Origin of the sequence: Kitasatospora sp. SC0581 (assembly GCF_048159585.1) — a bacterium.
Classification (GTDB): Bacteria; Actinomycetota; Actinomycetes; order Streptomycetales; family Streptomycetaceae; genus Kitasatospora.
Genome location: NZ_JBLRWA010000001.1, coordinates 56,666 through 70,826, shown reverse-complemented (window position 1 = coordinate 70,826; position 14,161 = coordinate 56,666). Strand labels below are relative to the sequence as shown.

The following is a 14,161-nucleotide window of genomic DNA, read 5'->3' as shown; positions in this document are numbered from 1 at the left end:
CACACCGGCCGGCTCCCCCGAGATCCCAGTGGATCCCCATCGGCGCACGACCGGCGGACCCCGCCGACCGGCCGCCCCGACCGATCCCGCGTGAAGGACGAATGTGTCGACAGTGAGTGAACCCGTCAGCCTCTCGGCCCCCAGGGGGGCGGACGCGGGCCTGACCCCCAAGCAGCTTGCGGACAAGTACGGTCTGGCGGTGAGCGGCGCCCGTCCCGGCCTGTTCGCCTACTCCAAGCAGCTCTGGGCCCGGCGCCACTTCATCTGGGCCTTCGCCACCGCCCGCCTGGTGGCCCAGTACACCAACGCCAAGCTCGGCCAGCTGTGGCAGGTGGTGACCCCGCTGCTCAACTGCGCGGTGTTCTACCTGGTCTTCGGCGTGATCCTGGCGAGCAAGCAGGGCTTCCCGGACAACACCTACATCGCCTGGCTGTGCATCGGCGTCTTCGTCTTCCAGTTCACCCAGAACGCGGTGCAGGCCGGCACCCGGGCGATCTCCGACAACCTCGGGCTGATCCGGGCGCTGCACTTCCCCCGGGCCAGCCTCCCGATCGCCTTCACCGTGATCCAGCTCCAGCAGCTGCTGATCTCGATGGTCGTCCTGGTCGTCACCGTGCTCGCCGCCGGCATCACCCCGGGCCGGACCTGGCTGCTGATCATCCCGGCGCTGCTCCTGCAGACGCTCTTCAACACCGGCATCTCCCTGGTGATGGCCCGGCTCGGCTCCCGGACCAGCGACATCTCCCAGCTGATCCCGTTCGTGATGCGCGCCTGGATGTTCCTGTCCGGTGTGATGTTCAGCATCCAGGACAAGATCACGCACTGGCCGCACTACATCCAGACGCTGATGTCGCTCAACCCGGCGTCGATCTACATGGACCTGCTGCGGCACGCCTTCGCGCCGGTCATCTACAACCCGCACCAGCCGGTGCACCAGACCCTCCCGCCGCACCAGTGGGCGTACGGCCTGGCCTGGGGCGTGGGCATGTTCGTCGTCGGATACGTCTTCTTCTGGAAGGCCGAGGAGGAGTACGGCCGTGGCTGACATCGACCTGAGCAACAACGACACCGTCACGGACGCGGACGTCGCCCGCGAGCCCACCGTCGTCGTCGACGACGTGCACATCGTCTACAAGGTGCACGGCGCCGGCTCCGGCAAGGGCAGCGCCACCTCGGCGCTGAGCCGCATCATCAGCCGCAAGCGCGCCTCCGGCGTGCGCGAGGTGCACGCGGTCAAGGGCATCAGCTTCACCGCGTACAAGGGCGAGGCGATCGGCCTGATCGGCTCCAACGGCTCCGGCAAGTCGACCATGCTGGCCGCCATCGCCGGCCTGCTGCCGACCGAGAAGGGCGGCATCTACACCAACGGCCAGCCCTCGCTGCTGGGCGTCAACGCCGCGCTGATGAACGAGCTCACCGGTGAGCGCAACGTCGTCCTCGGCTGCCTGGCCATGGGCATGACCCCGGCCCAGGTGAGGGCCCGCTACCAGGACATCGTCGAGTTCTCCGGCATCAACGACAAGGGCGACTTCATCTCCCTGCCGATGCGCACCTACTCCTCCGGCATGGGCGCCCGGCTGCGCTTCTCGATCGCGGCCGCGAAGACCCACGACGTGCTGCTGATCGACGAGGCCCTCGCAACCGGCGACCAGGCCTTCCAGCAGCGCAGCAAGCGGCGGATCGACGAGCTGCGCAAGTCCGCCGGTACGGTCTTCCTGGTCAGCCACGACAACAACTCGATCCGCGAGGTCTGCGAGCGGACCATATGGATCGAGGCCGGCGAGCTGGTCATGGACGGACCCACCGAGGAGGTCGTGAGCCGCTACGAGCGCGGCGAGCGACCGTAGTCCCCGTCACACTCCCGCGGGGCCGGTTCCGGAGCTTCCGGAGCCGGCCCCGCGCCTTTCCCGCCGCCCGGCGCGGAGGCGAGCGCCCGGTGCCCCGGCGGGGCGCTCTTCTCCGGCGCGCCCGGGCGTGTCAGCCTGGTGGTCGCGGGGGCGGTGTGCCGTGCGTGACGCCCGCGCTCGGACGCGTGTCCGAGTCGGACCGGTCGTGCCAAGCGGTGTAGAACGGGGGAGTGACAGCAGTGTCGGCTTCGGCCCAGCCCAGAGATACGCCGGTGAACGGTTCCGCAGGACAGACCCTGGACAAGGCGGGCGCGGAGAACTTCCCCGTCGCCCCGTTCTTCCTGCCCGCGGCCTGGCGCGACGACCTGATGGCGGTGTACGGCTTCGCCCGCCTGGTCGACGACGCCGGCGACGGCGACCTGGCCGACCCGGCCGCCACCGCCCGGCTGCTCGGGGTCGAGCAGACGCCCCCCGCCACCCCTTCGGACCAGTCCGGCCCGCCGGCTCCGCAGGAGACCGCCTTCCGGCTCGCCCTGCTCGACGGACTGGAGCAGGACCTCGACCGGGTCTTCGAGACGGCCCTGCGCACCGCCGGCGGCTCCGGAGCGGCCGGCGCGGACCGCCCCCGCCACCCGCTGATGAGCGCGCTCGTCCCGCTGGTCGACCGGCACGGCCTCACCCCCGAACCGTTCCGCCGTCTGATCGAGGCCAACCGGGTGGACCAGACCACCTCCCGCTACGCCACCTTCGACGACCTGATCGGCTACTGCACCCTCTCCGCCGACCCGGTCGGCCGCCTCGTGCTGGCCATCGCGGGCGTCTCCACCCCCGAGCGGACCGAACTCTCCGACGCCGTCTGCAGCGGACTCCAGGTGGTCGAGCACATCCAGGACGTGGCCGAGGACCTGGCCCACGGCCGGATCTACCTGCCCGCGGAGGACCTGGCCCGCTTCGGCGTTACCGAGGCCGACCTGGCCGCGCCCTCCGCCGACGGCGCGGTGCGCGAGCTGATCGCCTTCGAGGTCGAGCGGGCCCGCACCCTGCTCGACCGCGGCGCACCATTGGTAGGTACGGTTCGGGGGAGGCTTCGACTGCTCCTGGCGGGATTCACCGCAGGCGGCTATGCGGCCCTGGCGGCCGTCGAGGACGCCGGGTACGACGTGCTCGCCCAGCAGGCGAAGCCGGACAAGCGCCGCCTCGCAGCGAAGGCGGCGGCCATCTTCGCGAAGGGAAGGTGAACGCCCGCGTGGCGGCATCACCACTGGCGTCGGCCCAGGTCATGGCGGCGTACCGGTACTGCGAGGCAGTCACCGGACTGCAGGCGCGCAACTTCAGCTACGGCATCCGGTTGCTGCCAGAACCCAAGCGGTTGGCCATGTCGGCCCTGTACGCCCTGGCCCGCCGGGTGGACGACATCGGCGACGGCGACCTCCCGGACGACCGCAAGGCCGAGGCGCTGGTGCGCACCCGGGAGCTGGTGGACGAGGTCCGCTCCGGGGTGGTCGCCGACGACGACACCGACCCGATCAAGGTCGCCCTGGCCGACGCGGCCCGGCGCTTCCCGATCCCGCTCGGCGGTTTCGACGAGCTGATCGACGGCGTCGAGATGGACCTCAAGGGCGCCGAGTACCAGACGTACGACGAGCTGAAGGTCTACTGCCGCTGCGTGGCCGGCGCGATCGGCCGGCTCTCGTTGGGCGTCTACGGCTGCGACGACCCGGAGCTCGGGGCGCGCTACGCGGACACCCTGGGCCTGGCGCTGCAGCTCACCAACATCCTGCGCGACCTGCGCGAGGACGCCCTGACCGGCCGCACCTACCTGCCCGCCGAGGACCTGGTCCGGTTCGGCTGCGAGCAGGGCTTCGCCCTGCCCGAGCCGCCGGTCGGCGCGGACTTCACCGGCCTGGTGGCCTTCGAGGCCGCCCGTGCCCAGGCCGCCTTCGAGGAGGGCCTGCGGCTGCTGCCGATGCTCGACCGCCGCAGCCGCGCCTGCACCGCCGCGATGGCCGGGATCTACCACCGGCTGCTCGGCCGGATCGCCGCCGAACCGGAGTCGGTCCTGCGCGGCCGGGTCTCGCTGCCGGGCTGGGAGAAGGCGTACGTGGCGCTTTCCGGGCTCGCCGGGGGGCGTTCTTGATTCTCGCAACAGTTCTGTCACGCTGTGTCAGCTGGGAATCACGTGCGGGTAGTTCCGTGTTGAACAAACGAGGATCTTCTTCAGGGACCGCCCGCGGGCGGTCCACCGACTGCGAGGGGGAGGGCCGATGACCGGGCGAGCCGATGCCGCGCGCCCGGCCGCCGTGGTGGTCGGCGGCGGCCTCGCCGGGATCACCGCCGCGCTGCGCCTCGCCGAGGCGGGCCACCGGGTCACCCTCGCGGAGGGGCGGCCCCGGCTCGGGGGCCTGGCCTTCTCCTTCCAGCGCGGCGAGCTCACCGTCGACAACGGCCAGCACGTCTACCTGCGCTGCTGCACCGCCTACCGCGGCCTGCTGGAGCGCCTCGGCGCCTCCCGGCTGGTCCACCTCCAGGACCGCCTCGACATCCCGGTGCTCTCCGTCACCGGGCCGCCGGAGGCCCCGGTGCGCACCCTGGGCCGACTGCGCCGGGCCGGCCTGCCCGTCCCGCTGCACCTGGCCGGCAGCCTGGCCCGCTACCCGCACCTGTCCCCGGCCGACCGCGCCCGGGTGGTCCGCGGCGCGCTCGCCCTGCGGGGCCTGGACCTCGCGGACCCGGCCCTGGACGAGGTCTCCTTCGGCGACTGGCTGCGCCGCAACGGGCAGAACGCCGCCACCCAGGCCGCCCTGTGGGACCTGGTCGGCGTCGCCACCCTGAACGCCCGGGCCGACCAGGTCTCGCTGGCGCTCGCCGGGATGGTGTTCAAGACCGGCCTGCTCTCCGACCCGGGCGCCTCGGACATCGGCACCGCCGCCGTCCCGCTCGGCGTGATCCACCACGACCGGGCGCTCACCGAACTGGAGCGGGCCGGCGTCCGGGTGCTGCTGCGGTCCCGGGTGGCCGAGCTGAAGCCGGCCGCGCCGCAGCACGCCGTCCGGCTGGAGGGCGGGGAACTGCTCACCGCCGACACCGTGGTGCTGGCCGGCGCCCAGGACAGCGCGGCCGCGCTGCTGCCGCCGAACGCGGTCCCCGGGCAGGAGCGGCTGGCCGGCTTCGGCACCGCGCCGATCCTCAACGTGCACGTGGTCTACGACCGCAAGGTGCTGCGCCGGCCGTTCTTCGCCGCGCTCGGCTCCCCGGTCCAGTGGGTCTTCGACCGCACCGCGCACTCCGGCCTGGCCGCCACCCCGACGGGCCGGGCCCACCCGGGCGCCCAGTACCTGGCACTGTCGCAGTCCGCCGCGCAGGACGAGATCGACCTGCCGGTGGCCGAGCTGCGCGGCCGCTACCTGCCCGAGCTGGGCCGGCTGCTGCCGGCCGCGGCCCAGGCCGAGGTGCTGGACTTCTTCGTCACCCGGGAGCGCACCGCGACCTTCGACCCGGCGCCGGGCAACGGGGCACTGCGCCCCTCGGCCCGCACCGAGGTCCCCGGCCTGCTGCTGGCCGGCTCGTGGACGGCCACCGGCTGGCCCGCGACCATGGAGGGCGCCGTGCGCAGCGGCCACGCCGCGGCCGACGCCGCGCTCGCCGCGGCCGGCACCCGGACGCCGGTGGACCGCGGCGACGGGAGGTGGCCCAGGTGACGGCGGGCCCCGCCGCCGGAGAGCCCGCCAGAGCCGACGGGCGTACCGTCGAGCGCACCGGCGCATCCACCGGGAGCGGCCCGGCCGGCCGTACCGGCACCACCGGCGCTGCTGGAACCATCGGCACCGGCACTCGATTCGACACCAGCCGCACCGACAGCGCCCGGCCGCCCCGTGCGGCCCGGCACCACGAGGAAGAGGGAACGCACGTGGAGTCACGCACCGGCTACGCCGTCGGAGGCACGGCGCACGCCGAACCGGTCTCGGTGCCGGAGCTGCTCGCCCGCAGCCGTACGCTCTGCACCCCGCCGCTACGGGCCGCCGTCGCCCGACTGGCCGCACCCATGGACACCGTCGCCGCCTACCACTTCGGCTGGATCGACCGGGACGGCACCCCGGTGACGGGGGACGGCGGCAAGGCCGTGCGCCCGGCGCTGGCGCTGCTGTCCGCCCGGGCCACCGGCGCGGCGGCCGAGGTCGGCGTGCCCGGTGGGGTCGCGGTTGAACTGGTGCACAACTTCTCCCTCCTCCATGATGATCTGATGGACGGTGACGAGACCCGACGGCACCGGGCCACCGCCTGGACGGTCTTCGGGCCGGCCCAGGCGATCCTGGTCGGCGACGCCCTGGCGACGCTCGGCACCGAGGTGCTGCTCGACGCCGCCGTGACCGGCGGGGCGAGCGCCACCGACGCCGCGCGCGCCGTCCGGCTGCTCACCACGGCGACCCGCCGGCTGATCGACGGCCAGGCCATGGACGTCGCCTTCGAACAGCGCGACAGCGTCACGGTCGCCGAGTGCCTGGAGATGGAGGGCGGCAAGACGGCGGCACTGCTGGCCGCCGCCTCGGCGATCGGTGCCGTCCTGGCCGGCGCCGACGACAAGGTCTCCGACTCGCTCCAGCGCTACGGCCACCACCTGGGCCTCGCCTTCCAGGCGGTGGACGACCTGCTCGGCATCTGGGGCGCCACCGAGGTCACCGGCAAGCCGCACTGGGGGGACCTGCGCCAGCGCAAGAAGTCCCTTCCGGTCGCCGCCGCCCTGGCCGAGGGCGGAGCGGCCTCGCGCCGGCTCGCCGAAGAGCTGGCCGACCCGAAGGGACGCGGGGAGGAGAGCGAGCCCGAGCTCGCCGCCCGCGCCGCGCTGATCGAGGAGGCCGGCGGCCGCGCCTGGACCCGGGAGGAGGCCCGCCGCCAGCACACGACTGCCCTCGCCGCCCTGGACGAGGTGCCCATGACCGACGAGGTGCGGGAGCACTTCGTCGCACTCGCCGAATTCGTGGTGGTACGAGAGAGGTGACGTTACGTTGACAGCAACCGCGGACGGCCGGCTCGACCCTGAGTACGATTCCGAGCCGGTCGCGGTGGGCGACCGCCCCCCGGCCCTGCTGGGCACGGGGCGGTGGCAGCCCGAGGACACCGACCAGCCGCGGCCGGCCGGTGAGACGGACCACGGACCGGCCGACGCGCGGGAGGCCCTGGCCCGCGCCACCACCCACCTGCTCTCCCTGCAGTCGTCCGAGGGCTGGTGGAAGGGCGACCTGGAGACCAACGTCACCATGGACGCCGAGGACTTACTGCTCCGCCAGTTCCTGGGAATCCGCACCGAGGAGCAGACCCGCGCCACCGCCGAATGGATCCGCTCCCAGCAGCGCGAGGACGGCACCTGGTCCACCTTCCACGGCGGGCCGCCCGAGCTGTCCACCACCGTCGAGGCGTACGTCGCCCTCAAACTTGCCGGGGACGACCCGGAAGCCCCGCACATGCTGGCCGCCGCCCGCTACGTCCGCTCCGCCGGGGGCATCGCGGCCGCCCGGGTGTTCACCCGGATCTGGCTCGCCCTGTTCGGCTGGTGGCCCTGGGAACGGCTGCCCGAGATGCCGCCCGAGATCATCTTCCTGCCCAGGTGGCTGCCGCTGAACATCTACGCCTTCGGCTGCTGGGCCCGCCAGACCATCGTCCCGCTGACGGTCGTCTCCTCCCACCGCCCGGTCCGTCCGGCGCCCTTCCCGCTCACCGAGCTGCACACCGACCCGAACGACCCGTACCCCCACCGGCCGCTCGCCCCCGCCACCACCTGGGACGGCCTGTTCGAACGCCTCGACAAGGCGCTGCACGCCTACCACCGCCGGGCCTTCCGCCCGCTGCGCCGACTGGCCCTCTCGCAGGCCTGCCGCTGGATCGTCGAACGCCAGGAGGCCGACGGCTGCTGGGGCGGCATCCAGCCCCCCGCCGTCTACTCGCTGATCGCCCTGCACCTGGAGGGCTACGAGCTGGAGCACCCGGTGATGAAGGCCGGACTCTCCTCCTTCGACCGCTTCACCGTGCACACCGAGGACGGCAAGCGCTGGCTGGAGGCCTGCCAGTCCCCGGTCTGGGACACCTGCCTGGCCACCATCGCCCTGGTCGACGCCGGGGTGCCGGCCGACCACCCGGCGCTGGTCTCCGCCGTCGACTGGATGCTCGGCGAGGAGATCCGCAAGCCCGGCGACTGGACCGTGAAGCGGCCCGGGCTCGCCCCCGGCGGCTGGGCCTTCGAGTTCGAGAACGACACCTACCCCGACATCGACGACACCGCCGAGGTGGTGCTCGCGCTGCGCCGGGTCGCCCACCCCGACCCGGCCAAGGTCGACGGCGCGGTGGACCGGGGCGTGCTCTGGAACCTCGGCATGCAGTCCAAGAACGGCGCCTGGGGCGCCTTCGACGTGGACAACACCAGCACGCTGCCCAACAAGCTGCCGTTCTGCGACTTCGGCGAGGTGGTCGACCCGCCGTCCGCCGACGTCACCGCGCACGTGGTGGAGATGCTCGCCGAGACCGGCCGCTCCCGCGACCCCCGGACCAGGCGCGGCATCGAGTGGCTGCTGCGCAACCAGGAGGCGGACGGCTCCTGGTTCGGCCGCTGGGGCACCAACTACATCTACGGCACCGGCTCGGTGCTGCCCGCCCTGGTGGCGGCCGGCGTTCCCGACGAGCACCCGGCGATCCGCCGGGCGGTGCGCTGGCTGGAGGACCGGCAGAACGCCGACGGCGGCTGGGGCGAGGACATGCGCTCCTACGACGACCCGGCGCGCTGGGCCGGGCGCGGCGACTCCACCGCCTCGCAGACCGCGTGGGCGCTGATGGCGCTGCTCGCGGCCGGTGAGGGGCCCAAGGACCGGGCCAACCCGGCGGTGGAGCGCGGCGCGGAGTGGCTGGTGCGCACCCAGCTGCCCGAGGGCACCTGGGACGAGCCGCAGTTCACCGGCACCGGCTTCCCGTGGGACTTCTCCATCAACTACCACCTGTACCGGCTGGTCTTCCCGGTCACCGCGCTCGGCCGCTACCTCAACGGCGCCCCGGGCACGATCCGGGCCGACGGAACCCCGGCGATCGGGACGGCGCGGTGACCACCGCGCCCCTGCTGGTGCTCTGCGCCCTGGGCCCCGAGGTCTGGGCCCTGCGCGGCGGCGACTGGCGCGGTGCGACCGGAGGGTCCCCGGTGCTGGTGCGCACCGGGGTCGGCCGGCGCCGCGCCGGGCTGGCCGTCCGGCGCCTGCTCGGCTCCGCCCCCAGCGGCTACGGCGCCGTGGTGGTGGCCGGCTTCGGCGCCGCGCTCGGCCCGGGCGTCCTGCCCGGCGACGTGGTCGCCGCCGACGGCGTGCGCGACGCCGAGGGCCACCTGTACCCGCTCGACTCCGGCGCGGAGCTGACCCGGGCGCTGAAGGAGCGCGGCCTGACCGTGCACACCGGCGTGCACCACACCGCCGACCACGTGGTGCGCGGCATCGAACGGCGGGCGCTGCACCTCCAGGGCGCGCTCGCCGTCGACATGGAGGCCGCCGCCGTCCTGGCCGCGCTGCGCGAGGTCCGGCCCGTGCTGCCGGCGGCCGTCCTGCGGGTGGTGGTGGACACGCCCGAGCACGAGCTGCTGCGGCCCGGCACCCTCCCGGCCGGGGTGCGCGCCTGGCGGACCCTGCGGGCGACGGTACCCGCCCTCGTCGACTGGTACCGGCAGGAGCGCGCGCCCGGCTCCGTAGACCTGAACCACCCCACATCCTCGACGCTCCCCCAGGAGGCGAGCTAGCCATGGCCATGCCGTTGCGCCAGACCGTGCGGGTCGGCACCTACCTCATGCAGCAGAAGCTGCTCAAGCGCCGGGACAAGTTCCCGCTGATCGTGGAGCTGGAACCGCTCTTCGCCTGCAACCTCGCCTGTGAGGGCTGCGGCAAGATCCAGCACCCGGCGGGCGTCCTGAAGCAGCGGATGCCCGTCGCCCAGGCGGTCGGCGCGGTCCTGGAGTCGGGTGCCCCGATGGTCTCGATCGCCGGCGGCGAGCCGCTGATGCACCCGCAGATCGACGAGATCGTCCGGCAGCTCGTCGAGCGCCGCAAGTACGTGTTCCTCTGCACCAACGCGCTGCTGATGCGCAAGAAGATGGACAAGTTCACGCCCTCGCCGTACTTCACCTTCGCGGTGCACATCGACGGCATGCGCGAGCGGCACGACGAGTCGGTGGCCAAGGAGGGCACCTTCGACGAGGCCGTGGCCGCGATCAAGGAGGCCAAGCGGCGCGGCTTCCGGGTCACCACCAACAGCACCTTCTTCAACACCGACACCCCGCAGACCGTCATCGAGGTGCTGGACTACCTCAACGACGAGCTCAAGGTGGACGAGATGATGATCTCGCCCGCCTACGCCTACGAGAAGGCCCCCGACCAGGAGCACTTCCTCGGCGTCGAGCAGACCAGGGCGCTCTTCCGCGCGGCCTTCGCCGACGGCAACCGCAAGCGCTGGCGCCTCAACCACAGCCCGCTCTTCCTGGACTTCCTGGAGGGCAAGGCCGACTTCGAGTGCACCCCCTGGGGCATCCCCAACTACTCGCTGTTCGGCTGGCAGCGGCCCTGTTACCTGATGGCCGACGGCTACGTGCCGACCTACCGCGAGCTGGTCGAGAAGACCGACTGGAGCAAGTACGGCCGCGGCAAGGACCCGCGCTGCGAGAACTGCATGGCCCACTGCGGCTACGAGCCGACCGCCGTCCTCGCGACGATGGGCTCGCTGCAGCAGTCGCTGCGCGCCATCACCGAGACCGTCAACGGCAACAAGGGCCGCTGAGCCAGGAGCCGACCTCCGGGTCGGCGCCCCGGCCCCGGGCCCCGCGCCCGGGGCCGGCTCCGCCCCCGCAGCCAGGCCGGCCCGCGCCCGGGCCGGGTGGAGGCACCACCGCACCGCTCCGAGTCGTGAGGTGAACCCATGTCACTGCTCTCCCGCGTCACGTCCCCGGCCGAGCTGCGCAAGCTCCCGGCCGTCGAACTGCCCCTGCTCGCCGACGAGATCCGCGACTTCCTGATCGAGGCCGTCACCCGCACCGGCGGCCACCTCGGGCCCAACCTCGGCGTGGTGGAGCTGACCATCGCGCTGCACCGGGTCTTCGACTCGCCGTACGACCGGATCGTCTTCGACACCGGCCACCAGAGCTACGTCCACAAACTGCTCACCGGCCGCCAGGACTTCAGCCGGCTGCGGATGCGCGGCGGACTCTCCGGGTACCCCGCGCGGGGCGAGTCCGAGCACGACCTGGTCGAGAACTCGCACGCCTCCACGGCGCTCTCCTACGCCGACGGCCTGGCCAAGGCGGCCCGGCTGCTCGGCCAGCACGACCGGCACACCGTCGCGGTGATCGGCGACGGCGCCCTCACCGGCGGCCTCGCCTGGGAGGCGCTCAACAACATCGCCGAGGCGCGCGACCGGCCGCTGGTCATCGTCGTCAACGACAACGAGCGCTCCTACGCCAGGACCATCGGCGGCCTCGCCAACCACCTGGCCACCCTGCGCACCACCCAGGGCTACGAGCGCTTCCTCGCCCTGGGCAAGGAGGCCCTCCAGCGCACCCCGCTGGTCGGCCAGCCGATCTTCGACGCGCTGCACGGCGCCAAGAAGGGGTTCAAGGACGCCTTCGCCCCGCAGGGCATGTTCGAGGACCTCGGCCTCAAGTACCTCGGGCCGATCGACGGCCACGACCTGGGCGCGGTCGAACAGGCGCTGCGCCAGGCCCGCAACTTCGGCGGACCGGTCATCGTGCACTGCCTGACCGTCAAGGGCCGCGGCTACCGGCCGGCCGAGCAGGACGAGGCCGACCGCTTCCACGCCGTCAACCCGATCGACCCGTACACCTGCCTGCCGATCTCGCCCAGCGGCGGCGTCTCCTGGACCTCGGTGTTCGGGGACGAGCTGCTCACCCTCGGAGCCGAGCGGCCGGACCTCGTGGCGATCACCGCGGCCATGCTCCAGCCGGTGGGCCTGGCCCCGTTCGCCAAGGCCTACCCGGAGCGGACCTTCGACGTCGGGATCGCCGAGCAGCACGCCGTCACCAGCGCGGCGGGGCTGGCCACCGGCGGACTGCACCCGGTGGTCGCGGTCTACGCGACCTTCCTCAACCGGGCCTTCGACCAGGTGCTGATGGACGTCGCCCTGCACCGGCTGGGCGTCACCTTCGTGCTCGACCGCTCCGGGGTGACCGGGCCGGACGGCGCCTCGCACAACGGCATGTGGGACATGTCGATCCTCCAGGTCGTCCCCGGCCTGCGGCTCGCCGCGCCGCGCGACGCGGAACAGCTGCGCGCCCAGCTGCGCGAGGCCGTCGAGGTCGGCGACGTCCCGACCGTCGTCCGCTTCCCGAAGGGGAACGTCGGGCCCGCGGTGCCGGCCGTCGAGCGGACCGGCGGGGTGGACGTGCTGCTGCGCACCGGGCGGGCGCCCGAGATCCTGCTGGTCGCCGTCGGCACCACCGCCTCCGCCTGCCTGGACGCGGCCCGGCTGCTGCTCGCCGAGGGCTTCACCGCGACCGTGGTCGACCCGCGCTGGGTCAAGCCGGTCGACCCGGTGCTGCCCGAACTCGCCGCAGCCCACCGGCTGGTGGTCACCGTCGAGGACAACGGCCGTACCGGAGGCGTCGGTTCGGCCGTCGCCCAGGCGCTGCGCGACGCCGACGTGGACGTGCCGGTGCGGGTGCTCGGCCTGCCCCAGGAGTTCCTCGGCCACGCCTCGCGCGGGGAGATCCTGGAGGAGGCGGGGCTGACCGGGACCGGGGTCGCCGCCCAGACCGCCGTCTTCGCCAAGAACCTGCTAACGACCCGAGGAGCGAACCCGCGCCATGCCGGCTGAACCAGACCGCCCCGCCTTCGACCTCGCCGCGCTGATCGCCGAACGCGGCGGCGAGCGCTACGAGTTGCACGGCCGCTACCTCAACCCGCAGCTGCCGCGGATGCTGCGCACCATCGGCTTCGACAGGTACTACGAGCGCGCCCGGGGCCAGTACTTCTACGACGCCGAGGGCAACGAGTACCTCGACATGCTGGCCGGCTTCGGCATCTTCGCGCTCGGCCGCCACCACCCGGTGGTGCGCTCGGCGGTCCAGCAGGTGATGGACCTCGACCTGCCGGACCTGGTCCGCTTCGACTGCTCACCGCTGCCCGGGCTGCTGGCCGAGCGGCTGCTGTCGTACGCGCCCGGACTGGACCGGGTGTTCTTCGGCAACAGCGGCACCGAAGCGGTGGAGACGGCGCTCAAGTTCGCCCGGTACGCCACCGGACGGAAGCGGATCCTGTACGCCGACCACGCCTTCCACGGGCTGACCACCGGCTCGCTCTCCGTCAACGGGGAGAGCGGCTTCCGCAAGGGCTTCGACCCGCTGCTGCCGGACACCGCCGTCCCGCTCGGCGATCTCGGCGCGCTGGCCAAGGAGTTGAAGCGCGGCGACGTCGCGGGGCTGATCGTCGAGCCGATCCAGGGCAAGGGCGTCCAGGCGCCGCCGCCCGGCTGGCTGCGGGCCGCCCAGGCGCTGCTCCACGAGCACCGGGCGCTGCTGATCTGCGACGAGGTGCAGACCGGCATCGGCCGCACCGGCGAGTTCTTCGCCTACCAGCACGAGGACGGCGTGCTGCCGGACCTGGTCTGCGCCGCCAAGGCGCTGTCCGGCGGGTACGTGCCGGTCGGGGCGACGCTCGGCAAGGGCTGGATCTTCGAGAAGGTGTACTCCTCGATGGACCGGGTGCTGGTGCACTCGGCCAGCTTCGGGTCCAACGCCCAGGCCATGGCGGCCGGGCTGGCGACCCTGGAGGTGATGGGCGACGAGCAGGTGGTGGAGAACGCCCGCAAGGTGGGCGACTACTTCCGTGGACGGCTGACCGCGCTGGTCGACCAGTACGAGCTGCTCGCCGAGGTGCGCGGGCGCGGGCTGATGATCGGGATCGAGTTCGGCCGGCCCAAGTCGCTGAAGCTGCGCGCCGGTTGGACCGCGCTCCAGGCGGCGCGCAAGGGGCTGTTCGCGCAGATGGTGGTCGTGCCGCTGCTGCAGCGGCACCGCATCCTGACCCAGGTGTCGGGGGACCACCTGGAAGTGATCAAGCTGATCCCCCCGCTGATCATCACCGAGCGTGACGTGGACCGGTTCGTGGACGCCTTCACCGAGATCATGGACGAGGCCCACCGGGGGAGCGGGCTGATGTGGGACTTCGGGCGGACGCTGGTGAAGCAGGCGGTCGGCGGGCGCTGAGGCTGCCGGGGCCGCTGGGGTCGGGATCGTGGGTGCACGGTGTGGGAAGTCGACGGCACGGAGTGGGAAGTCGGCCGGGTCG

11 protein-coding genes are annotated in these 14,161 nt (G+C 73.0%); all 11 read left to right on the top strand.

The window, feature by feature from the left end:
- The first annotated feature begins 103 nt into the window (after positions 1 to 103).
- Positions 104 to 1,045, top strand: a complete 942-nt coding sequence (locus ACLWS4_RS00310) for an ABC transporter permease (RefSeq protein ID WP_049649806.1) — start codon at positions 104 to 106, stop codon at positions 1,043 to 1,045.
- The gene (locus tag ACLWS4_RS00305; RefSeq protein WP_234348229.1) at positions 1,038 to 1,847 is read left to right on the top strand and encodes an ABC transporter ATP-binding protein; all 810 of its coding nucleotides are present in this window, start codon (positions 1,038 to 1,040) and stop codon (positions 1,845 to 1,847) included. Before ACLWS4_RS00310 ends, ACLWS4_RS00305 begins: the two co-directional genes overlap by 8 nt.
- Positions 1,848 to 2,119: 272 nt before the next feature.
- A complete protein-coding gene (gene hpnC / locus ACLWS4_RS00300) occupies positions 2,120 to 3,085 on the top strand; it encodes a squalene synthase HpnC (RefSeq protein WP_117492544.1) in 966 nt (321 codons plus the stop codon).
- 41 nt (positions 3,086 to 3,126) lie between these two features.
- Positions 3,127 to 3,984, top strand: coding sequence for a presqualene diphosphate synthase HpnD (gene hpnD, locus ACLWS4_RS00295; protein ID WP_375876312.1), 858 nt, complete (start codon positions 3,127 to 3,129; stop codon positions 3,982 to 3,984).
- 127 nt (positions 3,985 to 4,111) lie between these two features.
- Positions 4,112 to 5,545, top strand: coding sequence for a hydroxysqualene dehydroxylase HpnE (gene hpnE / locus ACLWS4_RS00290; protein ID WP_074004364.1), 1,434 nt, complete (start codon positions 4,112 to 4,114; stop codon positions 5,543 to 5,545).
- Between the two features lie 209 nt (positions 5,546 to 5,754).
- On the top strand, positions 5,755 to 6,843 hold the full coding sequence (locus ACLWS4_RS00285) for a polyprenyl synthetase family protein (RefSeq protein ID WP_117492733.1): 1,089 nt from the start codon (positions 5,755 to 5,757) through the stop codon (positions 6,841 to 6,843).
- A 64-nt stretch (positions 6,844 to 6,907) separates the two neighbouring features.
- Positions 6,908 to 8,932 (top strand): squalene--hopene cyclase, encoded by a 2,025-nt coding sequence (gene shc / locus ACLWS4_RS00280; RefSeq protein ID WP_049659813.1) that lies wholly within the window; start codon positions 6,908 to 6,910, stop codon positions 8,930 to 8,932.
- Positions 8,929 to 9,609, top strand: a complete 681-nt coding sequence (locus ACLWS4_RS00275; RefSeq protein ID WP_074004365.1) for a hypothetical protein — start codon at positions 8,929 to 8,931, stop codon at positions 9,607 to 9,609. Before shc ends, ACLWS4_RS00275 begins: the two co-directional genes overlap by 4 nt.
- A gap of 2 nt (positions 9,610 to 9,611) precedes the next feature.
- Complete coding sequence (hpnH, locus tag ACLWS4_RS00270) at positions 9,612 to 10,640, top strand: adenosyl-hopene transferase HpnH (protein ID WP_049649487.1); 1,029 nt, start codon at positions 9,612 to 9,614, stop codon at positions 10,638 to 10,640.
- Between the two features lie 138 nt (positions 10,641 to 10,778).
- A complete protein-coding gene (dxs, locus tag ACLWS4_RS00265) occupies positions 10,779 to 12,689 on the top strand; it encodes a 1-deoxy-D-xylulose-5-phosphate synthase (RefSeq protein WP_416873003.1) in 1,911 nt (636 codons plus the stop codon).
- The gene (locus ACLWS4_RS00260) at positions 12,679 to 14,079 is read left to right on the top strand and encodes an aspartate aminotransferase family protein (protein ID WP_416873002.1); all 1,401 of its coding nucleotides are present in this window, start codon (positions 12,679 to 12,681) and stop codon (positions 14,077 to 14,079) included. The genes dxs and ACLWS4_RS00260 overlap by 11 nt, the downstream gene beginning before the upstream one ends.
- Positions 14,080 to 14,161 lie beyond the last annotated feature (82 nt).